The 20,843-nt window shown below is 61.6% G+C and carries 18 protein-coding genes and 1 tRNA gene; 8 read left to right on the forward strand and 11 right to left on the reverse strand.

Annotated elements, in window-relative coordinates:
* Positions 1 to 12: 12 nt before the first annotated feature.
* A complete protein-coding gene (locus HS053_RS06770) occupies positions 13 to 1,512 on the reverse strand; it encodes an ABC transporter substrate-binding protein (protein ID WP_174210450.1) in 1,500 nt (499 codons plus the stop codon).
* Between the two features lie 268 nt (positions 1,513 to 1,780).
* On the opposite strand from HS053_RS06770, the gene HS053_RS06775 reads away from it, so the two are divergent.
* On the forward strand, positions 1,781 to 2,701 hold the full coding sequence (locus HS053_RS06775) for a LysR family transcriptional regulator (RefSeq protein WP_174210451.1): 921 nt from the start codon (positions 1,781 to 1,783) through the stop codon (positions 2,699 to 2,701).
* Positions 2,702 to 2,730: 29 nt separating this feature from the next.
* Here the strand turns inward: HS053_RS06775 and HS053_RS06780 are convergent, their stop codons facing one another.
* The 3 genes from HS053_RS06780 to HS053_RS06790 are packed head-to-tail and all read right to left on the reverse strand — an operon-like array spanning position 2,731 to position 5,154.
* Positions 2,731 to 3,657, reverse strand: a complete 927-nt coding sequence (locus HS053_RS06780; protein ID WP_174210452.1) for a dihydrodipicolinate synthase family protein — start codon at positions 3,655 to 3,657, stop codon at positions 2,731 to 2,733.
* Positions 3,654 to 4,358: a ribonuclease activity regulator RraA gene (locus tag HS053_RS06785; protein ID WP_174210453.1), complete on the reverse strand. Its 705-nt coding sequence runs from the start codon at positions 4,356 to 4,358 to the stop codon at positions 3,654 to 3,656. The genes HS053_RS06780 and HS053_RS06785 overlap by 4 nt, the downstream gene beginning before the upstream one ends.
* A 10-nt stretch (positions 4,359 to 4,368) precedes the next feature.
* Positions 4,369 to 5,154, reverse strand: a complete 786-nt coding sequence (locus tag HS053_RS06790; protein WP_174210454.1) for an SDR family oxidoreductase — start codon at positions 5,152 to 5,154, stop codon at positions 4,369 to 4,371.
* 92 nt (positions 5,155 to 5,246) lie between these two features.
* On the opposite strand from HS053_RS06790, the gene HS053_RS06795 reads away from it, so the two are divergent.
* On the forward strand, positions 5,247 to 6,107 hold the full coding sequence (locus tag HS053_RS06795) for a LysR family transcriptional regulator (RefSeq protein WP_174210455.1): 861 nt from the start codon (positions 5,247 to 5,249) through the stop codon (positions 6,105 to 6,107).
* Here HS053_RS06795 and HS053_RS06800 read toward each other — a convergent pair.
* Both HS053_RS06800 and HS053_RS06805 read right to left on the reverse strand, forming a co-directional pair.
* Positions 6,104 to 7,270 carry an MFS transporter gene (locus tag HS053_RS06800; protein WP_174210456.1) on the reverse strand — a complete coding sequence of 389 codons (1,167 nt, stop codon included), beginning with the start codon at positions 7,268 to 7,270 and terminating at the stop codon, positions 6,104 to 6,106. The genes HS053_RS06795 and HS053_RS06800 overlap by 4 nt on opposite strands.
* A gap of 87 nt (positions 7,271 to 7,357) precedes the next feature.
* Positions 7,358 to 7,789 (reverse strand): Rrf2 family transcriptional regulator, encoded by a 432-nt coding sequence (locus HS053_RS06805; RefSeq protein WP_174210457.1) that lies wholly within the window; start codon positions 7,787 to 7,789, stop codon positions 7,358 to 7,360.
* 121 nt (positions 7,790 to 7,910) lie between these two features.
* Here HS053_RS06805 and HS053_RS06810 point away from each other — a divergent pair, with 121 nt between their 5' ends.
* Both HS053_RS06810 and HS053_RS06815 read left to right on the forward strand, forming a co-directional pair.
* Positions 7,911 to 8,939 (forward strand): NAD(P)H-dependent flavin oxidoreductase, encoded by a 1,029-nt coding sequence (locus tag HS053_RS06810; RefSeq protein ID WP_174210458.1) that lies wholly within the window; start codon positions 7,911 to 7,913, stop codon positions 8,937 to 8,939.
* Complete coding sequence (locus HS053_RS06815; protein WP_174210459.1) at positions 8,936 to 9,613, forward strand: 5-formyltetrahydrofolate cyclo-ligase; 678 nt, start codon at positions 8,936 to 8,938, stop codon at positions 9,611 to 9,613. The genes HS053_RS06810 and HS053_RS06815 overlap by 4 nt, the downstream gene beginning before the upstream one ends.
* 10 nt (positions 9,614 to 9,623) lie before the next feature.
* Here the strand turns inward: HS053_RS06815 and HS053_RS06820 are convergent, their stop codons facing one another.
* Positions 9,624 to 10,376: a sulfite exporter TauE/SafE family protein gene (locus HS053_RS06820; RefSeq protein WP_174210460.1), complete on the reverse strand. Its 753-nt coding sequence runs from the start codon at positions 10,374 to 10,376 to the stop codon at positions 9,624 to 9,626.
* A 170-nt stretch (positions 10,377 to 10,546) separates the two neighbouring features.
* Between HS053_RS06820 and HS053_RS06825 the strand changes: the two genes are divergently transcribed.
* From HS053_RS06825 to HS053_RS06840, 4 genes are all read left to right on the forward strand, one after another.
* A complete protein-coding gene (locus HS053_RS06825; RefSeq protein ID WP_174210461.1) occupies positions 10,547 to 11,173 on the forward strand; it encodes a hypothetical protein in 627 nt (208 codons plus the stop codon).
* Positions 11,174 to 11,230: 57 nt separating this feature from the next.
* The gene (rnk, locus tag HS053_RS06830; RefSeq protein ID WP_174210462.1) at positions 11,231 to 11,650 is read left to right on the forward strand and encodes a nucleoside diphosphate kinase regulator; all 420 of its coding nucleotides are present in this window, start codon (positions 11,231 to 11,233) and stop codon (positions 11,648 to 11,650) included.
* 195 nt (positions 11,651 to 11,845) lie between these two features.
* Positions 11,846 to 12,787 carry a response regulator gene (locus HS053_RS06835; protein WP_174210463.1) on the forward strand — a complete coding sequence of 314 codons (942 nt, stop codon included), beginning with the start codon at positions 11,846 to 11,848 and terminating at the stop codon, positions 12,785 to 12,787.
* Position 12,788: 1 nt separating this feature from the next.
* Positions 12,789 to 13,160 carry an Hpt domain-containing protein gene (locus tag HS053_RS06840; RefSeq protein ID WP_174210464.1) on the forward strand — a complete coding sequence of 124 codons (372 nt, stop codon included), beginning with the start codon at positions 12,789 to 12,791 and terminating at the stop codon, positions 13,158 to 13,160.
* A gap of 163 nt (positions 13,161 to 13,323) precedes the next feature.
* Here HS053_RS06840 and HS053_RS06845 read toward each other — a convergent pair whose 3' ends face one another.
* The 4 genes from HS053_RS06845 to HS053_RS06860 form a co-directional block, all read right to left on the reverse strand.
* Complete coding sequence (locus HS053_RS06845) at positions 13,324 to 16,074, reverse strand: ATP-binding protein (RefSeq protein ID WP_174210465.1); 2,751 nt, start codon at positions 16,072 to 16,074, stop codon at positions 13,324 to 13,326.
* A gap of 137 nt (positions 16,075 to 16,211) precedes the next feature.
* Positions 16,212 to 16,613 (reverse strand): response regulator, encoded by a 402-nt coding sequence (locus HS053_RS06850; protein ID WP_174210466.1) that lies wholly within the window; start codon positions 16,611 to 16,613, stop codon positions 16,212 to 16,214.
* Between the two features lie 82 nt (positions 16,614 to 16,695).
* Positions 16,696 to 20,379: a PAS domain-containing protein gene (locus tag HS053_RS06855; protein WP_174210467.1), complete on the reverse strand. Its 3,684-nt coding sequence runs from the start codon at positions 20,377 to 20,379 to the stop codon at positions 16,696 to 16,698.
* A 262-nt stretch (positions 20,380 to 20,641) separates the two neighbouring features.
* Positions 20,642 to 20,731: transfer RNA gene (locus HS053_RS06860), tRNA-Ser, on the reverse strand.
* Positions 20,732 to 20,843 lie beyond the last annotated feature (112 nt).

Here is a 20,843-nt window from a genome sequence, read left to right on the forward strand (position 1 = left end):
GCGGTGCAGGTCTTATTTCGGCGCGATATCCGCCAGCTCGATCAGGCTGCCGCTCAGGCTGTTGGGCGCATAGGAAATCCGCTCACCCACCCGCATGAAGCTGACCATGTGATACATCGGCACGGCGGGAACGATCTCGTCGGCGATGATGCGGTTGGCTTCCTGAAAGGTCTTGGTGCGCTCTTCGCCGGTGGCGGCCAGCGCCTTGTCCAGCAGGGCGTCGATTTCCGGCACAGCCATTTCTGATTGCTGCCCGGTCGAGTGATAGCGGAACTGCATGGTAAAGGCCGCGTCGCCGTTGTTGTTGTCATGCATCTCCTGGATCAGCATGGCCGGGCGGTCGTCGGCATAGGGCTTGTTCGCCAGTTTCAGCCATTCCGCCGATTCCATCATCTCGACCTTGACGTTCAGACCGATGGCCGCCCACATCTGCTGCATAGCCTGAAGGGCTTCCAACTGGTTGGGATAGAAGCCGATCCGCCCGACCAGCCGCAATTCCTGATCCACCGGCACCCCGGCTGCCCGGGCCTCGTCGATCAGCGCCTTGGCCTGTTCCGGGTCATAGGGCCAGACCTTGAGATCGGGGTTGTAGCCGTTGATCTTGGGCAGGAAATGCTGGGTCGAAAGCAAGACCTTGTCGCTGAAGAGCGTGCCGACCAGCGCCTCGCGGTCAAAGGCAAGGTTCAGCGCCTTGCGCACGCGGATATCGTCCAGCGGCGGCTTCATCACCATGCGGATGCGGGTGGTTTCACCGTTCAGGAAGGCGATGTCGGTTGCGGGGTTCACGGCATCCTGCGGCGCGATATCGGCGGCGATGTCGGCTTCGCCGATTTCCACCATCGAGGCCCGCAGCGCGCTTTCGCCACGGAAGATGTATTGCGCGGTCTCAAAGGCGGGTTTCTCGCCCCAGTAGCTGCCGCTTTGCGCCACGGTGATGCCGGCAGCATCCCATGCGACGAACTTCATCGGCCCGGTGCCGACCGGCGCCCGGCTCAACTGATCCGCCGGAGTATTGGGCGAGCCGACCCCGATGAACGACAGCAGCGTCGGCATCAGTACCTGCGGCGGGTCGGCGGTGATGTCGATGGTCAGGTCATCGACAACCGCCGTCTTCAGCGTGATGCCGCGGATCTTGGTGCGGTCGCGGCAGGCGATGGCTTCGCTTTGCAGCCGGGAGATCGAGTTGGCAACCGCTTCGGCGTTGAAGGCGGCGCCGTCATGGAAGGTCACCCCTTCGCGCAGGGTCACGCGCCAGGTGCCGTTGCCCTGATCGGTCCAGCCGGTGGCCAGCCGGGGTTGCACGGCGCTGTTTTCAGGGTTCAGCGTGGTCAGCGTCTCGACCACGTTTTCCTTGATGATGATGCCGATGTTGCTGACGGTCGTATTGCAGGCGTCGATGTCTGCCGGTTCGGACGGCAGCACGATGCGCAGCGGTGTATCCTGGGCTTGCGAGGCCGTTGCGAACAGGCAAGTGGCCATCGCCACCGCCCCCAGAAGTCTTGCCTTGGTCATTGCTCTCTCTCCCTTTGTCCGACAAGACAAGCCGAAACCACGCGCCGAAAGCACACCGCTTTCGACTGCCCGTCCTGCATATGCCTTGCCCAGTTGCAGAGGATCCGAAGGGGTTGCCCTTGGGCCAGCCCCCTCCCCCCGAACGCGCCCTCCCCCGGGCTGTTCTGGGGTTCCCTCATCTCCTCCTGCCCCCGGTTTAGGCGAGTGCCGCGACCGAGACTACTACAGAGAATTGATCCGTCCATAAATCCGTTGTATGGTTCAGGCCATGCGCATGGGGTTCCTCGATCTTCGCAGGCTACGCTACTTTGCCGCGATCACCAGACTGGGCTCGCTGTCGGCCGCTGCGCGCGAATTGAACATCGCGCAGCCTGCGCTGACCCATCATGTTGCGGAAATCGAACGGGATCTGGGCGCGCCGGTGCTGGTGCGGCACCAGTCGGGGGTGCGCCCGACCAGACTGGGCGAATTGCTGGCCCGCCATGCGGCAGAGGTCCTTGAGCGGGTGGCACAGGCCGAACGCGCGCTGATTGCCGAAGCCCGCCGCGACAGCCCGTTCGAGACGCTGCATCTGGCGATCATCCCCTCGCTCGCCTCGGCGCTGACGCCGGCACTGATCAAGGGATTCGCCCGCGCCATGCCCGGGCTGGACCTGCATCTGATCGAGGCGCGCAGTGGCTTCGGTGACCGGCTGATCGAAAGCGGCAAGGCCGATATCGCCATCCAACTGGTCAATCCCGAAGAGATGGAGGGCGAGGCGCTGATCTGGGAGACCCTGTTCTGGATCACCCCGCGCGCCGATTTTCCGCAATCGGTGCCGGTTGCGCTGGAAACCGTGCTGAAGACCCGGATGATCCTGCCCTCACCCGGCAACCCGCTGCGCCGCTGCCTTCAGGCCGAGGCGGATGCCCGTGGCCTGACACTGGAAGTCGCGCGGGAGGTGGACGGGCCGGACCCGCGGCGGCAGGCCGTTCTGGCGGGGCTGGGCACCACGGTCTTCGGCGCCCACAGCGTGGCGGCGGATTTGCTGGGGCCGCAACTGGTGGCCCATCCCATCGTGGACCCGGTGCTGACCCGGCCCATCGTAATGACCGCGCGGAAGGATTTCGACGCGGGCCTTGCCGCGCGCATCCGCGCCACACTGGTCGAGGTTCTGGCCGCCACCCCGCAGGTGAGCGCGCCGAAGTAGCACGCCGGGGTGCCCGGCGTGCTGTGGGCTCAGAAGGCCGCGCGGCTGTCGTGCCGGGCGATCCGCGACAGAAGATAGTCCACTTCGGCCCGGGCTGTGGGCGAAAGCGCGGGCCAAGGCTTGCGCTGGGTGTCCGAGGCGATCACCCCCCGCCGCATCAGCACATGTTTCCGCACCGCAAGGCCGATGCCCGGCTGCTGTTCATAACGGATCAGCGGCAGGTGCAGATCGAACAGGTCATGCGCGGCATCGCGGGCGCCCTGCCGGTGCAGCGCGTCCAGTTCCACCAGCATGTCGGGAAAGCCATAGCCCGTCATCGCCCCGTCCGAGCCGCGCTCCGGCTCGAAGTCCAGAAACAACCCGCCATTGGCCGTCAGGATCGAAAACGGCCGCAACCGCCCCTCTGCCTGCGCCTTGCGCAGCGCCGACAGCTTCTCCAACCCCGGCCAATCCTCGGCCTTGAGCATCACACAGCTGGGGTGGTCGCCCATGATCCGGCTGATCACCGAAACCGACATCTGCACGGTCAGCGTCAGGGGATAATCCTGCAACGCCCAGGGCACATCTGCACCCACCGCCTCGACCGCCTGCGCGAAATAGCCGGTGATCTGGTCATCGGTGCGCAGATGCGGCGCGGGGGCGATCATCACGCCAGCCGCGCCGGCCTCCATCGCCTCGCGCGCAAGGCGGCGCATGGCGGCAAAGCCCGGGGCAGAAACCCCCACCACCACCGGAATGCGCGACCGGGCCACCACCTGCCGCACGATGGCCAGCGACTCTTCCGGCTCCAGCTTGGGCGCCTCGCCCATGATGCCAAGGATGGTCAGCCCCGCTGCCCCGGCCTGATGGTAGAAATCCACCATCCGGTCGATGCTGGCGGTGTCCAGCGCGCCATCGGCATGAAACGGCGTGGCAGCAATCGGATAGACGCCCTTGGTGTCGATGCCGAAACTCATCTTGCCGCCTTCCACGCCGCATAGCGCACCTTGGTTTCTTCGTTCATCGGATAAAGCCCCGGCAAGGGCACACCCCGATCCACCTCGGTCATGATCCATGCCTCCATCTGTTCCTGCTCGGGCGCCTCGGCCAGAACCTGATCGAGGAAGGTCGCCGGGATCAGCACTGCACCATCCTCGTCCACCACGACCACATCGTCAGGAAACACCGCCACGCCGCCGCAGGCAATCGGTTCCTGCCAGCCGACAAAGGTCAGCCCCGCGACCGAGGGCGGCGCCGCCACCCCGTCGCACCAGACCGGCAGGCCGGTGCCCAGCACGCCAACCGCATCGCGCATAACGCCATCGGTCACCAGTCCGGCCACCTTGCGCTGCACCATCCGGGCGCAGAGGATGTCACCAAATATCCCGGCATCCAGCACGCCCATCGCATCAGCCACCGCCACGCAGCCCTCTGGCATCGCCTCAATCGCGGCGCGGGTGGAAATGGGCGAGGCCCAGCTTGCTGGCGTGGCCAGATCCTCACGCGCCGGAACGAAGCGCAGGGTGAAGGCGCGGCCCACCACGCGTTTCTGTCCGGGGCGGATCGGTTTGGTGCCGCGCATCCAGACATTGCGCAGCCCCTTTTTCAAAAGGATCGTGGTCAGCGTCGCGGTGGACACCGCCTGCAAGGTTTCGATGGCTTTCGGGTCAAGAGTCATGGCGGTCTCCTCAGATGCTGGCAATCAGGCCACCGTCGATGCGCAGCACCGATCCGGTGATGTATGAGGCGCGGGCGCTGGCCAGAAAGGCCACCGCATCGCCGTATTCGCGCGGCTCGCCGTAGCGGCCAACGGGAATGCTGCCGGTGCTTTCCGCCGTCACCTCGGCCACCGGGCGGCCTTCGCGGGCGGCTTTCTGTTCGTCCAGAAACACGATCCGCCCGGTGGCGATGCGCCCGGGCAGCACGATATTGGCGGTGATGCCATGGCGGCCCACCTCACGCGCAAGCGTCTTGGACCAGCCGACCAGCGCCAGCCGCAGCGCATTCGAGATGCCCAGATTGGCAATCGGCGCCACCACGCCGGAGGAGGTGGAGGTGATCACCCGCCCCCAGCCCCGCGCCTTCATGCCGGGCAGGACGGCATCGGTCACCGCGATGACCGACCGCACCATGCTGTCGAAATGTTTCGACCAGATTTCGGGCGGCTGGCCGTGGGCCAGCGTCGGCGGCGGGCCGCCGGTGTTGTTGACCAGAATATCGACCCCGCCCTGAAGCGCCTCAACCTCGGCCAGCCGGGCAGACAGCACCGAAAGATCGGCGATGTCCCACAGCATGGCCTGTGCTGCCCCACCTGCGGCGACAATCGCCGCAACCCTGCGTGCGGCCGCCTCGGCATCAATATCAGCCACGATGACCCGCGCCCCTTCGGTGGCAAGGCTTTGCGCAATCGCCCCGCCCAGACCGCCGCCCGCCCCGAACACCAGCGCGCTTTTCCCTGCGATTTGCAGATCCATTCTTCTCTCCTCATTTCGCGGGGCGAGGGTGACAGATGCAGAGGAAAAGAAAATATGGCGATACCTTGCTTCATAAGATAGATAATCTGTTTATGGACACCGCGTTTCTGGAAACTTTCCTGCTGGTTGCCGATCACGGCTCGATGGCCGAGGCGGCGCGGCGGCTGGGCATCACGCCCGCCGCCGTGGCCCAGCGCATTGCGGCGCTTGAGGCCGAGGTGGGCGCCCCTTTGCTCTTGCGGGCCGGGCGGCAGGTGCAGCCCTCGGATGCCGGGCGCGCGATCTTGCAGCAAAGCCGCCGCATTCTGGGCGATGTGCGCCAGTTGGGTCTGGTGGCGCGGGCCGATGCCGCCGTGGGCGAGTTGCGGCTGGGCGCCATCAGCACGGCCCTGACCGGCCTGCTGCCCCCGGCACTGCTGCGGCTGGCGGAAAGTGCCCCGGGGATCGACCTCTTCATCCTGCCCGGCACCTCGCCCGAGATTTACCGCCTGCTGACCGAAGAGCGGATCGACGCCGCCATTCTGGTGCGCCCACCCTTCGTGCCGCCCAAGACGCTGGAATGGCAGGTGCTGCGGCAAGAGCCGATGGTGCTGCTGTGCCCCGAGGCTTGGGCGGGCCAAGATGTGGCCAGCCTGCTGCGCGAGCGCCCCTTCATCCGCTATGACCGCAACAACTGGGGCGGGCGGCTGGCCGATGGCTGGATGAAGGCGAACCGTCTGGCGCCGCGCGAATGGCTGGAACTGGATCAGCTTGAGGCGATTGCCGTAATGGTCAGCGCCGGGCTTGGCGTGTCGGTCGTGCCCGACTGGGCCCCCCCATGGCCCGAGGGGCTGCGCCTGTGCCGGTTGCCGCTGCCCGGCACGCCGCCACCGATGCGGGAAATCGGCCTGCTCTGGCCGCGCAGCACGCCGGCGGGCCGGCTGGTGGCGCGGCTGCATGAGGCGCTGCGCTAGGGGCGGCGCCCCTGCCCCACCGCCCCGCGGGGCCGCGCCATCGCCGCCCCGAGGATCGCCACCCCCGACAGGGCAAAGGTGCCCGCCGCGCCGATGGGCGCCACGGCGACCCCCGCCCCCAGCGGGATGACGAATTGCGCCAGCCGGATTGCCGTCATCCGCATCGACAGTGCCGTGCCCCGGGCGCGGGGCGGTGCAATCTGGATCGTCAGCGCGACCGAACAGGTCAGCGCGATGCCCAGACCAAAGCCAAGCGCCGCCATGGCCACACCCACGGCGACAACCGGCAGCGGCACGGCAAGGGCCAGCATCGCAACGCCCCCCAGCCCCGCCGACAGCAAGGCCAGACGCATCTGCCCAAAGTGGCGCACCGCGCGGCCGAACAGCAGCCGCGACACCATCGCGGCGATGGCCCGCACACTCAGCAACACCCCCACCGCCATGGGTGTCAGCCCACGCTCGACCGCGTAGACCGGCAGGAAGGCCAGCAGCAAATCCTGCGCGGCCACGCAAAGCCCGCCGAACACGATGATCCACCACAGCCCGCGGGTTGCCGCGATCTCGCCCAGCGGCAGGGCGCCGCCGTGGACCGCCGCCCGTGGTTGCGGCAGGCGCCGCGCCAGAACGGCAAGCGTGGCCAGCAGCAGCACCGCCGCGCCGCAGGGCACTGCCGCCAGAAGCGGGCTGTCATGGCCGGCCCCGATGATCAGCGGACCGAATGCCTGCCCCAGCGAAATCGCCACCATGTAATTGCCAAGGACGGAATCGCGGTGCGCCCGGCTTGAGGCCCGGGTCGTCACAACCTGCAATCCCGCCAGAACGGCGGTCTGGCTGATGCCCAGCAGCGCATTGGACAACAAAAGCGTGCCCAAGCCATGCGGTCCCAGCCAGAACAAGAGGCAGGCCATAAGGCTGCCCGCTGCGCCACAGACGATCACCCGGCCCAGCGCGCCACCGTCGTTCAGGCGGCCAATCACCACCGTCAGAAAGACCGGCAGCAGGGCGAAAACGGCCGAGATGATGCCGATGGTTTCGGCGCTGTGGCCCAGCGCAAGCGCCTGATAGCTGGTCAGGATGCGCACCATCGGAACCAGCGCCTGCACAAGGAAACCGGCGATCAGCAGCGGCAGGATCACTGGTCCCAGAACCTGTTTGGCGGGCATGTCTTTCCCTTTGCGCGCGGCATCCGGGCCACGCCCGGAGGACTATGACCGCCCCGGCTCAGGAGCCAATACAGTGTTTCGATGGGCCTATAACCTGCCGTTATGGCCAGTTTCCAGCGGCGCAAGGGCGACATCCGCAAGGGTCGCGCGGTCAAGTGCCGCCAGAAAGGCGGTTTCGGCCAGCCGCAGCCGCGCCTTGAGGCGGCAACAGCCGACAATCGTGCAATCCCCGCCCGAGGTGCGAAAACAGGCCACCATCGGCTGCCCGGCCTCCAGCAGGCGCACCACCTCGCCCAGCCGGATTTCTGCCGCGGGTCGGGCCAGAGCCGCGCCACCACCCCCGCCGCGCCGGGTGGCGACGATCCCGGCCTCGACCAGAACCGCAATGATCTTGGCCAGGTGATGCCGCGACAGGGAAAATTCCGCCGCCAGATCGGCCGTCGAAAAGCTCCGCCCGGGATCGGAGGCCAGACGCATCAAGGCCCGCAGGCCGTAATCGGTGAAAGAGGTCAGGCGCATCGCGGCCCCGCATGAATTGGTATTTGAAATACCTATTACTGCGGTCTATCCCTGTGGCAAGACCCGAGTCTTGCCACCGCCCCCGTGGCGCCGCGAACCCGCATTCAAAAGAGGTGATCCGATGCCCGACGATCCCCTGCGCAGCCCGGTCTGCCACTTGCTTGGCTGTGACCTGCCGATCCTGCTGGCCGGAATGGGTGGCGTCGCGCGGTCCGAACTGGTGGCCGCGGTGGCAAAGGCCGGCGGCTATGGCATTCTGGGCATGGTGCGCGAAACACCCGAGCTGATTGCGCAAAACATCGCCGCTGTGCGGGCCGAGACCGACCGCCCCTTTGCCGTGAACCTGATCCCGTCAGCCACCGACCCCAAGCTGCTGGATGCGGAACTTGGCACCTGCCTTGAGCTTGGCATTCCCGCGATGTGCTTTTTCTGGGATGTGGTGCCCGCCGCTGTGGCGCGGGCCAAGGCTGCGGGCTGCCTCGTGCTGCATCAGGTCGGTTCGCTGAAGGCCGCCCTTGGCGCCGAGGCGGCGGGCGCCGATGTGCTGATCGTGCAGGGGGTAGAGGCGGGCGGCCATGTTCACGGCACGGTCGGCGCGCTGGTCCTGGTGGAACAGGTGGTGCGCCGGGTCAGGCTGCCGGTCATCGCTTCGGGCGGGTTTGCGACCGGGGCAAGCCTGATTTCCGCCATGGCCCTTGGCGCCGAAGGCATCCATTGCGGCACGGCCTTTCTGGCGACGGTTGAATCCTTTGCCCATGACGACCACAAGGCCCGCGTGCTGGCCGCGATGGCCGAAGACACCGTGCATACAGATATCTATGCCCTGAACTGGCCGCCGAACACCCCGGTCCGGGTGATCCGCAATTCGGTGACCGATGCCATCGGCCACAGATTGATGGGCCACAGGCCCGACCTTTTGCCGCGTGAGGTGATTGCCCGCGAAGAGGGCCGCCCGCTGCTGCGCTACAGCACCGATTCCCCGCTGCGCACGACCACCGGCGATCTTGAGGCGATGGCGGCCTATGCCGGGCAAAGTTCTGCGCTGATCGACACGCTGCCGACGGCGGCAGAGCGGATTACCACGATCATGGACGAGGCGCGCACGGCGCTTGCACGGCTTGCCGCCCTGACCGGCGGCCCTGCAACATGACGGGCAAGGATGATCTGCCGCGCGGCTATGCCTCGCCTCCCTGTCTCGCGCATGAGATTGATCCGGCCTATTTCGATCCTCTGGCGGTTGACCCGATACAGGCGCGCGACGTGGCGCGCTGGCGCAAGGCCGAGCGGCTGCGGTTGCTGGCAGAGCGCGCCGCCCTGCCGGTCGCCGTGCGGCACGAGGCCGCCGAACGGATCATCCCGCATCTGGAGGCGCTGATCCGCGCGCGGTTCGGGCAGCTTGAGGGGCTGACGCTTTCGGCATGGTGGCCGATCAAGGCCGAGCTGAACCTGCGGCACTGGCTGACCGATCTGGTCGGGCGGGGGGTGACGGTGGCGCTGCCGGTCGTCCTGGCACCCGCCGCGCCGCTGGTGTTCCGGGGCTGGACGCCGGATTGCCATATGGTGCAGGGGTTCTGGAAAATCCCCATCCCCGCCGAAACGGCCGAGGTGGTGCCGGATGTCACCCTTGCCCCGGTGGTGGGATGGGATGCGGCGGGGTTCCGGCTGGGCTATGGCGGCGGCTATTTCGACCGGACGCTGGCCGCCCTGTCGCCACGCCCCTTCGCCATCGGTGTCGGGTTGCAGGCGGCGCAGGTGGCGACGATCTTTCCGCAGCCGCATGACATCGCCATGGATGCCATCGTGACCGAAGCCGGGCCGCGCTGACCCTGGCCGTTCAACCCGCGCTGACCATGCGCCAGAAGAACACCGCACTCATGGCAAAGCCCACGGTGGCGATGACGCCGCGCACCACGGATTTGGGCAGCGCCCGCGCCAAAGGGGCGCCGGCATAGCCGCCTGCGGTGGCCGCGATCATCATGACCACCGCCAGCGGCCAAGCGACCATTCCGGCAAGGGCAAAGACCGCAACGGAAATGGCCGACAACAGAAAGCTCAACCCCGATTTCAGCGCGTTCATCCGGTTGAGGTCGGTCATCCCCCAAAGCGTGAAAAGCGCCAGCAGCACGATCCCAAGCCCGCCGTTGAAATAGCCGCCATAAAGCGCCACCGCGAACAGGCCCAAGGCGCCTTCGGGCCGAACGGCCCGGGCCCGCGTGGCAGCCCATTGGCGAAACCTGTCACCAAAAAGAAAGGCAAAGGTGGCCCCCAGCAGCAGGAAGGGCACCACTCTGGAAAAGGCCGCATTGGAGGACACCATCAGCAAACCGGACCCAGCCAGCCCCCCGGCAAGCGTGATCGCCACCAGCCGCACAAGCTGCGCCCGGCCAAAGCTGCGAAACTCGGGCCGAAAGCCCAAGGCACCGCCCAGATAGCCCGGAAAGACCGCCACCGTGCTGGTGGCATTGGCCATCACCGGCGGCAAACCGATGAAGACAAGCGCCGGAAAGGTCAGGAACGTCCCGCCCCCGGCAACCGTGTTCAGCACACCCGCGCCAAAGGCGGCGGCGATCAGCACCAGAATTTCCATGGCAACCTTCCCCTTAGAGCCCTAATCCTTGCCCGTCCGCGCGGCCCTTTCCCAGACAACAGCGACCAGAAGCGCCGGGTTTGCGCCCCTTTGGCCAAACGGCGCCTTTGCGCTCGGCTGCGGCGACCCTGCCCCGCTGCCGTTGACAGCCGGGCAGGCAATGCCCATCTTTGGCCGATGCTGAACTCTGCCATCCTGTTTCGGATTTTTCTGCAGAACCGCCCCCTTCCCGGGGCGGTTTGACCGCGCACAAGCGGCGCTGCTGCTCCGGGTTCCTCCACCACATCCCGAAACGATTGTCGAAAGGCGGCCAGATCGCCGCCCGAAGAGGGTTCATGCCGCTTTCCAGACTTCCCCAGCCGGTTGACCCGGCCTTTCCCAAATACGGCTATGCGATCTTGCGCGACCTGTCGGTCAACTGCCGCCTGAGCAGAACCGACCGCCGCGCCCTGGCCGACCATATCCAGCGCGCCGACCGGATTGGCACCGGCGTTCACATCATGCTGGCGCGACTGCTCAGTCAGAAGCTGCTTTATACGCCCGTGCTCGAGGATGACCGGATCGGTCCGCCGTTTGTCACCGGCGGCGCGCGGCTGACCTATGCGATAGACGATCTGGAACCGCGGTCGGGGCACCTGCGCCACGAGACCACCCCGGACTTTGGTCAGGACAGCATTCCGGTTGCAACCCTGCTGGGTGCGACACTGATCGGAATGCAGGCCGGAAGCCGGGCGCCACTGCTGCAAGCCGACGGTTCGTTCCGGCGGCTGTGGCTGATCGGCCTCGGCGACGGATGACCCCGGCCCGCACCCTGAGCCGTTTGCCCCCTGCCCCACAATTCAAGGATAGAAGACATGACAAACCCCACGTCGCAGATCAGGGCACGGCTGCCCAAAATCCACCTCGACAAGACTCAGGTCGGCAGGCTGGAGGCTCTCGCCTCGGCCATGATGCGCCGCTCACCCGAGGTCGGCGAGCGGCTTTTGGATGAAATCGCCCGCGCCAGACTGGTCGCGCCCGAAAAGCTGCAAAGTGACATCGTGACCCTTGGGAATGCAGTGACCTACCGCGATCTCAGCACCGGCCGCGAACAGACCGTTGTTCTCGTCTACCCGGAAGAGGCCGATATCGACCGGCATCGCATTTCTGTCGTGACCCCGGTCGGTGTCGCCCTTCTGGGGCTGCGGGCGGGTGCCACAATCTCATGGGTGACACGCGAAGGCGAAACCCGGCTGCTTGAGGTTATGCAGGTGCAACCGGCCGTTTCGGCGTGACGGGCCGCCACGCCCCCGGCAGGAACACCGGCTTGTCCGGGGGCGGGGCTGCCGCCCCGGCAAGCAGAAATCCCGCCACAGGCAAGGCAAGAAGAAAATGGCCCTAAATTGGCCATAATTTTCAACTTCGCTCCCTTAGAGGTTGAGCTATGGCGCAACACCTCTCCCAGACGGAGTTTGAGACGAGAGACGATCATGAAAATCCTGCTGGTAGACGACGACCCGGTCTTTCAAGACATCCTGACGCAATCCTTGCGCGCCCTTGGCCATGAAGACCTTACGCGGGCCTCTTCCGCAACCGAGGCGTTGATCACGCTCGAATCACAGACATCGCCCTTTGACTGCATCCTGCTGGACATCCAGATGCCCGGCATGGACGGCGTCAATCTGTGCCAGCTTTTGCGTGGTCTGCCCGAATATCGGCGCGTTCCGATTGTCATGGTCACCTCGCTTTCGGCGAAACGCTATATCGACGGCGCCTTTGCTGCGGGGGCGACCGATTACCTGACCAAACCGCTGGACCGGCTGGAACTGAAAGCCCGCATCGGCATGGTGGAACGGCTGGTCGAAGAACGCCTGCATGTCGAGTTGCTGACGCGTCAGGCCGGTCGGCGCAACGAAGCGGCCCATGCCGATGTCGAATTCGAAAGCGCGATCCACATCCCCGAGTTTGACCGCGGAATCGAGTTGCTGGCGCTGGAAAACTACCTTCTCACGCTGGGCCGCAAGGGCACCCTTTCCATGTCGGCCTTTGCCTTTCACATCGAAAATGCCAATGTTATCTATGGCAAGGCGCCCCGCTCGACCTTCGTCGATATGCTGAGTGATGTCGGACTGATCATTTCGGATGCCCTCAAGACCGACGACATCCACCTCGCCTATGCGGGTTCCGGCAACTTCGTTGGCGTCACGACCAAGGGGCTGTCGGCCACGCCCGAAGAGATCAGCGCAACCATCGAAATCGGCCTAGCGGGTTTTGAAAGCTTCTACAGCTCGCAACGCCTCCCAACACCCCGTGTCCGGGTCGGACCGCTGTGCAAGAGCCCGATGTTCTCCCTTGGTAACCCCACGCGCATCCTTGAACGGGCGGTGCAGCAAGCGGTGCAACGGTCAGGGCGTTCGGCAAATGCGGCGTGAAATGATGGCAATGGCTGGTCTGGCGGTGGCATCGGCCCTGAACGAAGAGATCGCGCCAGAACTGCTCCCGGCGCGCAAACGGTTCCGTGACCTCGCAATCGAGCGGATCATGATGCTGGAATCCCTGAGGATCAGGGTCACGACAGGACAGGAACCGCGCACCGCCATTGCGGGCATCGTCGCCCTGGCGCACAAGATTGCAGGCTCCGCCGGTTCGCTTGGATATGCCACCGCCGGAACCCTCGCCGCGAGCATTGATCAGCTTTCCCGCGATCAGGCCGAAGTCAAACTGCCGCTGAATGAATTGTGGCGGCAGATTGAACCCCGCCTGATCGCGTTGATGGACGAGCTTGAAGCCCTTCTGGATGAATAGAGGCTTCTGGCCGGGCTGAAACGACATTCCTGACCCAAAGCTTGCCAGAGCCACGTTTCAGATCGGTCCATTCCTATATTGGCGGGCTTTCTGCCTGTCATTCACCAAATCGCTCAATTCTGTGTAGCCCGTTCGGCCACATTAGAAGGTGGCGCGGCTTGTCTCAGGCCCGCGACCTTTCTGAAAGCAAACTTCTGATGCCAAATGCCAATTCCGCCGAGTCCAGAGGTTTAGCTAGGCACAAATCAAATCCGCTGGTCAGATACTCAGCGATCTGATGCGCCATCACATTGGCCGTAATTGCGATGATCGGCAACGGTGGCCGGCCGGCCTTCTGTTCAATCTCCCGAATTTCCCGCAAGGCCGTCATCCCATCCATCACCGGCATGGCAATATCCAACAGCACGACATCAAATGTCCCGGTAGAATAGGCATTGACCGCCTCTTGCCCGTCCGACACCAGAACAATCTCGGCACCACGACGACTCAACATCGCCTCAAGCACGGCGCGATTCGTAGAATTGTCGTCGGCGGCCAATATTCGCACACCTGCCAGATTGTCAGGCAAATCGGTCTGCGGCGGTGCTACCTCTGAATGCTCGGCCTTGGAGAGCAAAGGCAGCCAGACCTGAATGGTCGTTCCCGCCCCCAATTCGGAAGCCACCTCAATGGTTCCACCCATCTTTTCCACCAAGGTCCGGGTAATCGCCATGCCAAGACCCGTTCCGCCGAAACGGCGCGTCACCGAGACATCCGCCTGACTGAACTCCTCATGCAATCGCGTCAACTGCTCTGCCGTCATTCCGATTCCGGTGTCCCGAACCTCAATGAAAAGCTGAGTCCCGTTGCGGCCGGCAATCTTCACCTCGACTTCGCCTTGCTCGGTGAATTTGATCGCATTGCTGACCAGGTTGTGCAGAATTTGCTGAATGCGGTATGGGTCGCCGACAAACTGCATATCCGATCCCGCACCGACAAGGACATCAAGCTCGATCCCCTTTTCCTCGGCGCGCAACCCATGCAATTCCTCAACACGCTCGGCGAGGTCCTGCAGTTTGAACGGAACGTTCTCCAATTCCAGCTTTCCGGCCTCAATCTTGGAAATGTCAAGGATATCGTTCAGGATATTGAGCAGCGCCTCCCCGGACTTCCGAATGGTTCCGATCATACGCTTATGTTCAGGATTCGAAAGTGCATTATCCAGCACCTCCGCCATCCCTAAAACCCCATTGAGTGGCGTGCGAATCTCATGGCTCATATTCGCCACGAACATCGACTTTGTCCGGCTGGCCTCTTCAGCACGGGCTTTGGCCAGATAAAGTTCCGTAACATCAGAACCGACCCCGCGATACCCCATAAAGGCGCCTGCGGCATCAAAGATCGGCGTTCCTGTCATCCGCCGCCATCGCGTTATGCCGTCAACCGGCCGCGGCGCCCGGTAAATGAAATCCCGAAATGGTTGATTGGAATTGATTCTCTCCAGCAGGCTCGCCCAGTCAATCCCGGCATACATGTCAGGATGCGTGTCCAGCCATTCCTCCTGCGTCAGGCCAATCAGCCCTTCTTTGGGAATACCGCCGTCGTCAAAATATTCTCCATCCAAAACAAGGCTATACCGCCGATTGCTGTCCATCTCCCACAACCAACCATCCGACACGCTGGCAATATCGACCAACCGCTGCTCAACTTTCTCGCGCTCCGATATTGAACGCTCCAACTCCGCTTTGACCGCAGTCAGAGTCGCCTCACGCGCCTTTTGTTCACTGATATCAACCTGCACCCCCGCAATAAGCTCAGGCGTCCCATCCGGCCCTCGATGCAGGGTGCGGCCCGTGTCAAGAACCCATATCCAATGCCCCGATTTGTGGCGAAGCCGATACTCCGCCAAATAGACAAATTTGTCGTCCGAAACGGCCTTCTCAAACAGGGCCTCAGTCGCGGCAAGGTCGTCAGGATGGACCCGTGTCCGCCAAGTGTCGAATGTAACCGGCTGCAGGTCTTCCAATCTATAGCCCAGCAGGCTCGCCCAATATTCGTTGACGCTATGTTCACCCGTTTTGACATTCCATTCCCAGGTGCAGATCCGGGCGCCGTCGATCAGGTTTCGAAGCCGTCGCTCCGCCACCCGAATCGGCGTGATATCCCTATGGGTTTCTATCCGCACACCGTTTGGTAACTTTCGCTGTGCCACTTGCATGAAGCGGCCATCTGGCAACGTATATTCTGAACTTGTGTCGTCGACGGTTCTATGTCCGACTCGCTCCTCGATGGTTCCCAGCAGATCCATCGAGATCAAGTATTGATAGAGATGATTGCTGGCTAGAATTTGATCATTTTCATCATAAACGACAATCGCGTCTTCGGCCATATCAACGACGATGCGCAATTGATCTGATATGACAGGATTGCCTCGGGCTAGAGCATTCTTGGTCGATCCACCAATCACGTCCAAACGGCGAAGGCCAGAAAGAAAACCAGTCAATACAGGCAATGAAATCATCGCCTGCCAATTGGGAGGCAGTATACTTGATGGCGGCACCCGAAAGGCAATTGCGATGCCATCAGTCGCGGCGCCGAACCAAGCTCCTAGGAATCGACTAACTTTGGCTGCTTGATTCCCGATTTCAAGATCATGGAGCCGACCGGGCGGCAGATCTTGCAAGCCGCGAACCAAAAAAATCATTTGATTGGCATCAGGCAGCGCACCCACACGGACTGCCTCTGCACCTCCCTCACAAATCCAACTGGATATCAGTATTAAGTTGCCACTCTCGGTCAGACGGAATAACTGTGCTTCATTGGCGCCAAGCCGCAAGGAAATTTTATGAAGAATGCGCCGAGTCATGGCACTCAAATCAGCATCCGCGCACGACGCGATATCAGCAAGAGCATCCAAGCCAAACTCATGATCCATTGAGGTCGAGTCTATGTTCTCACACCCCTGATAATTGTCGGATGCCTCTGGCACATTGATCCTTTCAAACGGCGTTCTGATTGCATAGGATGAAGGCGCTGCAGTCAGAATGTAAATACAGAAATAAGATCGAGAGCTTACCCGGCTTCAAGCATTGCCAGAACGGTTGACAGCAGCACAGCTTTTCCCAACGGTTTTGGCAAAACTGCTTCCGCAACCCCATTTACCTGCTTAATCTCAAGAGGCTTCAAATCTGCAGCCGCCGTAAACCTGATGACCGGGGTCTTTGCATTCAAAGTTCTTGCTGCACGAAGATGCAGAAGCACGCGATCTCCAGTGATATGCGGCATCTGCTGATCGAAGATCATCAGATCATACTTCTTCACCAAGGCAGCTTCAAGCGCGGCCCGACCGTCAGAAGCCACAGTCAGTTCCAATTCCGGCGTTCCGGCCAAAAAAGCCTTTACGATGTCCTGATTCACCTCGTCGTCCTCGGCGAGTAAAATCTGATACCGCGCCATGGGGGCTCCCTCGATCATGACTGGCTCCTATCCTACAACTTCATCATCATAGCCGTCTCTGCGGTTTTTTACGTTCATCTTTGCGCCAAAACGAGGGCGCCTAACCGTTTGCTATCACATTGTGTAGTGATCGCATTGCATCGCTCCGACCGTCTGCCTCACCAGTGAGCAGAGAACTCAAAGCATGCAATAGATCCGCTCGCCGAAAAGGCTTCGCCAGATGTGTCGAGAAGCCCGCTACGATATAATCTGCCACCTGACTTGCAAGAACGTTGGCCGTAACAGCAATCGCAGGAACATGACGCCAGCCATTTTTTCTTTCGATTTCTCGAATTTCCGCCAAAGCGCCCAATCCATCACGAACGGGCATTGTAATATCCAAAAGCAAAACCGAGAACGGTGTTCCATCATGTTGTGCAGCCGCCCAGGCATCAACTGCCTGTTGCCCATTCTCCACCTCGCTGACGACAGCCCCCGATCGGGAAAGCATCTCTCTCATGACAAGAATATTCACATGATTGTCGTCAGCATAGAGCAATTTGACACCCGCCAGTGGACCGACTGTCGCAGGTTGATCACGAACGATCATGCCGGGCGCGGGGGGCAGATCGCTTTCGATCAAGGGCAGGGTCACGCGGATTTTGGTTCCCACGCCTTCCTTTGTGGTCACCGAAATCTCTCCGCCCATCAGCTTGATAAGCTGATTCACAATTGCTAAACCCAAGCCTGTGCCGCCAAAACGTCGGGTTGTGCTGCCGTCGGCCTGTTCGAAGCTTTCAAATAGCCGCGCGACCTGTTGTTGATTCATGCCGATCCCTGTATCGGATATCTCGGCGACAAGCGGCTTTCCAGGGCGGCAAGATATCTTCATCTGAACATTGCCATGCTCGGTAAATTTTATGGCATTGTTCAGGAGATTGCTTAGAATCTGGTTGATACGATGCGGATCGCCCAACCGCATCCTGTCGCATCCAACGGTTGAAAATGCTTCGAAGGACAAGCCCTTTTCTTCAGCCTGGATCGTATAGATTGCCTCCAACTGCCGGGCCATTTCCGATGGCGAGAACGGAACCGACTCAAGGTCCATCTTTCCGGCCTCTATCTTTGACATATCCAGAATGCCATTCAGTACCGTAAGCAGCGTGTCGCCGGACTTTCTAATTGTTTCGATCATGCGCTTCTGGTTCGGCTCGGCCACCAAAGTCTCAAGAACTTCGGCCATACCCAAGACGCCATTGAGGGGCGTTCTGATTTCATGGCTCATATTGGCCAGAAAGCGCGATTTTGCCCGGCTCATATCCTCAGCCCGGGAAAGTGCTTCTTCAAGTCTCGCGGTCGCGGCAACCTGATCGGAGATGTCAGAGAACGTCGTAACAACTTCGACCTGCCCCTCAGCCACGCTCAATTGCGCGGCATTGCAGGATAGGATACGCCGCTTGCCATCAGAGCGATATATGGCAAATCTGAGATCGCGCACCGGCGCCGTGCTACTGATTGCCCTGCTGAAAGGCATATCTTCTTCAGGTATCGGCTTGCCATCGATACCTTGCAATTGCCAGATCGGGTCATAGAAATGGCGCCCGATGATATCAGACCGTGGCAAGCCAAGAACGCGCTCCGCCTCGGCGTTTGCAAATGATATGATGCCTTCATCGTTTAGAACGGCGACTGCAGCCACGTTTGTTTCCATGACAAGCGACAGATACGTCTCGCTCGTCAGAAGTTCTTGCTCCAGCCGCTTTCGATCGCTGATATCGATATGAACTCCGGCCAACAGAATTGCCTTGCCGTCAGCATTGCGTTCAGTTACGCGGCTTCGGGACAGGATCCATATCCAATCACCGTCACGGTGCCGCATTCGAAATTCAATCTCTATGACATCACTGGCATTAGCGAGATCGTCGGAGCGATTCTCATCCATGATCTTCAGATCATCGGGATGCACAAACGATCGAAATTCGACCGAACTCAGGCAGGCAATTGTCCGTGTATCATAACCGATGATCTCTCCCCAGCGACCACCGACTTTTAGGCAATCCGTGACCGTATTCCATTCCCAAGTTCCGATATCGACGCCATCCAGAATCCTGATCAATCTTTGGCGCGCAGCATCGCGGTCTTGCAAGGCTAGAATGAGATCATTGTTTACCGCATCGAGGGCGGCCAGATGCTTCTTGGTTGCCGTAATGTCAATTCCGATAGCGATGCAGCCGCCATCCGAGGTGCGCATACTGATCCGGCGCAGCCATTTGCCGTTTGGCAATTGAACTTCGTCAACGTGCTCCTGCTGTCGATAGTCGGCCAAGCGGCGTTGCAGCGCCATTTCCAGGTCGTCACTATTGATATCATTATGGAAAAGACGTTTCCGAAATCCCGCGCGCAGTAAATCCGTCAGGCTGACTCCGGGCACGGCAATATCTGCGATTTCAGGAAATGTTCTGTGATATGCGCCATTTACGGCGATAACACGATCATCTGCATCCAGAACGACGACACCGTCGGGCAAGGCCATCAGGGCGTTTTCCAAGCGGGTCTGTGCGGCAGCGGCTTTGTCAGCGAGGTCTTTCATGGCTGCTTCCTGCTCTTTGAGCCGGGAAACGACCGTTTCCACCGAAACATAACCTTTGAAATCGCCATTCTCGTCATAATATGGCCAAATATTGAAATCGACCCAGTATTTATGCCCGTTGCGGTCTTTATTGACGTTTTCGCCTTTGTATGTTGCGCGCGCTGCAATTGCTTCGGACACCGCCACTGCGACCGCCGGATCACTGGCATCGCAACGGACCAAGGATGCCAGATCTGTCCCTATAATTTCCTTCAGCGACCAGCCGGTATGCCGTTCGAATGCCGCATTGACCCAAGTCAACCGCCCATCCGCATCCGTAATTGCAACCAGATTGTCCATTACTTCGACAATCTTGCCAAGGTGGCGCAGCTCTTGCCGCAGATTGGTCTCCTGTGTGATATCCCGCACAAGAAATATTACGCTTGGCAAGCCGTCAGATTTCTCGGCCGATTTTCGGGCCCCCGTCATTTCAAAATCATGCGGGCCGTCGGGTAAGTCGAGTCGATAGCGGGTTTCACTGGCGCGCCCGGTTGCCATGATCTCGGCAAGCGCGCGCTCGGCCACTTCGGCTGCAGAGGGCGGCAAAAAAGCCGAAAGGGTGGCGCCGACCAATGAGCCTGTTTCGATTGACGCCATACGTTCAGGCCCGGCAACGAAACTGGTGCAACGCCCATCTGAATCGACTTCGAGAACAAGATTTGGCAACGCCTCAACGGTGTCGGACCTGCGGCCTGACATCGTGACCCGCCTCGGGTGTTGCCCGGCCCCGCCCAGAATTGAACCGATCAGCGCGGCTATTGTTTCCAACAGCCGAAAGTTGGTATCCGATTCGGGATAATCTTTGTCCGTGGTGCAGAAGGCAGCAAAACCGAATGCATGGCCTTCATTTTGCAGCGGAACTGTGATGAGCGTTCCGCCCCTTTCCGGCAATATGGCCCGCGCGATTGAACCGCCCTGATGATCGCCTATTCCCCGGAGCGTGACCGGCCGGATCAGGTGATCCTGCGCAACAATATCAGCCGATATGCTTTGAGGTGCCTGTATGCCCGATGGCTCAGAGCCGATCTTGCAATTGTGGGTTCGTTTGAAGGAACCGTTGCCGGTATCCTGAAATACCGAAGCGGTTTCAACCTGTGTTTCAACGCAGGCCCAGCGCAGGATGCGCTGCACCGAAGCGTCTTGATCGGCCGCCTCTCCTTTCAGGAGGTCAAGCATGATCTCGACAAGTTGTATTTTCGCCTGCACCCAAATCTCCCGCAAAGGTAGAAATATCCTACCAGTATTTCGACCGAAGGCATAGCACCGTCTGGGGCAGAGGCAAGTGGCGCGGGTCCGTTCTGGCCGCGCGTCTGCGCAACACCGCCGAACCGGGGTAGATCAGCCCAGAAGCCTTGTGCATCGGCGCGCCTTCGCGGCGCTTGGCCGGCTGCAGAATCTGCGCGTCACGCCTAAAATTAGCATATTCAATAAGTTGCCTTGGCGGAAGCGGTGGGATTCGAACCCACGGTGGGGTTCCCCCCACGCTGGTTTTCAAGACCAGAGCCTTAAACCACTCGGCCACACTTCCATCCGGGCAGGCGCCGTCGTGGAGTTTCCCCCGGTGCGGCTTGCCTTGGCCGCTTGTAACCACATTCCCTTTTCGCCGTCCAGCGGATCGGTCCGGCCAGAGCAACCGGCAT

It is taken from the genome of Tabrizicola fusiformis, from assembly GCF_013328815.1.
Taxonomy (GTDB): Bacteria; Pseudomonadota; Alphaproteobacteria; order Rhodobacterales; family Rhodobacteraceae; genus Fuscibacter.

Excerpts from the sequence above, each read along its gene's own strand:
- HS053_RS06780 (WP_174210452.1), bottom strand. The coding sequence starts at position 3,657 with ATGAGTTTCGGCATCGACACCAAGGGCGTCTATCCGATTGCTGCCACG.
- rnk (WP_174210462.1), top strand. The coding sequence starts at position 11,231 with ATGACAAACCCCACGTCGCAGATCAGGGCACGGCTGCCCAAAATCCAC.
- HS053_RS06775 (WP_174210451.1), top strand. The coding sequence starts at position 1,781 with ATGCGCATGGGGTTCCTCGATCTTCGCAGGCTACGCTACTTTGCCGCG.
- HS053_RS06845 (WP_174210465.1), bottom strand. The coding sequence starts at position 16,074 with ATGGATCATGAGTTTGGCTTGGATGCTCTTGCTGATATCGCGTCGTGC.
- HS053_RS06790 (WP_174210454.1), bottom strand. The coding sequence starts at position 5,154 with ATGGATCTGCAAATCGCAGGGAAAAGCGCGCTGGTGTTCGGGGCGGGC.
- HS053_RS06805 (WP_174210457.1), bottom strand. The coding sequence starts at position 7,789 with ATGCGCCTGACCTCTTTCACCGATTACGGCCTGCGGGCCTTGATGCGT.
- HS053_RS06770 (WP_174210450.1), bottom strand. The coding sequence starts at position 1,512 with ATGACCAAGGCAAGACTTCTGGGGGCGGTGGCGATGGCCACTTGCCTG.
- HS053_RS06840 (WP_174210464.1), top strand. The coding sequence starts at position 12,789 with ATGATGGCAATGGCTGGTCTGGCGGTGGCATCGGCCCTGAACGAAGAG.
- HS053_RS06815 (WP_174210459.1), top strand. The coding sequence starts at position 8,936 with ATGACGGGCAAGGATGATCTGCCGCGCGGCTATGCCTCGCCTCCCTGT.
- HS053_RS06800 (WP_174210456.1), bottom strand. The coding sequence starts at position 7,270 with ATGCCCGCCAAACAGGTTCTGGGACCAGTGATCCTGCCGCTGCTGATC.
- HS053_RS06820 (WP_174210460.1), bottom strand. The coding sequence starts at position 10,376 with ATGGAAATTCTGGTGCTGATCGCCGCCGCCTTTGGCGCGGGTGTGCTG.
- HS053_RS06855 (WP_174210467.1), bottom strand. The coding sequence starts at position 20,379 with ATGCTTGACCTCCTGAAAGGAGAGGCGGCCGATCAAGACGCTTCGGTG.
- HS053_RS06835 (WP_174210463.1), top strand. The coding sequence starts at position 11,846 with ATGAAAATCCTGCTGGTAGACGACGACCCGGTCTTTCAAGACATCCTG.
- HS053_RS06785 (WP_174210453.1), bottom strand. The coding sequence starts at position 4,358 with ATGACTCTTGACCCGAAAGCCATCGAAACCTTGCAGGCGGTGTCCACC.
- HS053_RS06795 (WP_174210455.1), top strand. The coding sequence starts at position 5,247 with ATGGACACCGCGTTTCTGGAAACTTTCCTGCTGGTTGCCGATCACGGC.
- HS053_RS06810 (WP_174210458.1), top strand. The coding sequence starts at position 7,911 with ATGCCCGACGATCCCCTGCGCAGCCCGGTCTGCCACTTGCTTGGCTGT.
- HS053_RS06850 (WP_174210466.1), bottom strand. The coding sequence starts at position 16,613 with ATGATCGAGGGAGCCCCCATGGCGCGGTATCAGATTTTACTCGCCGAG.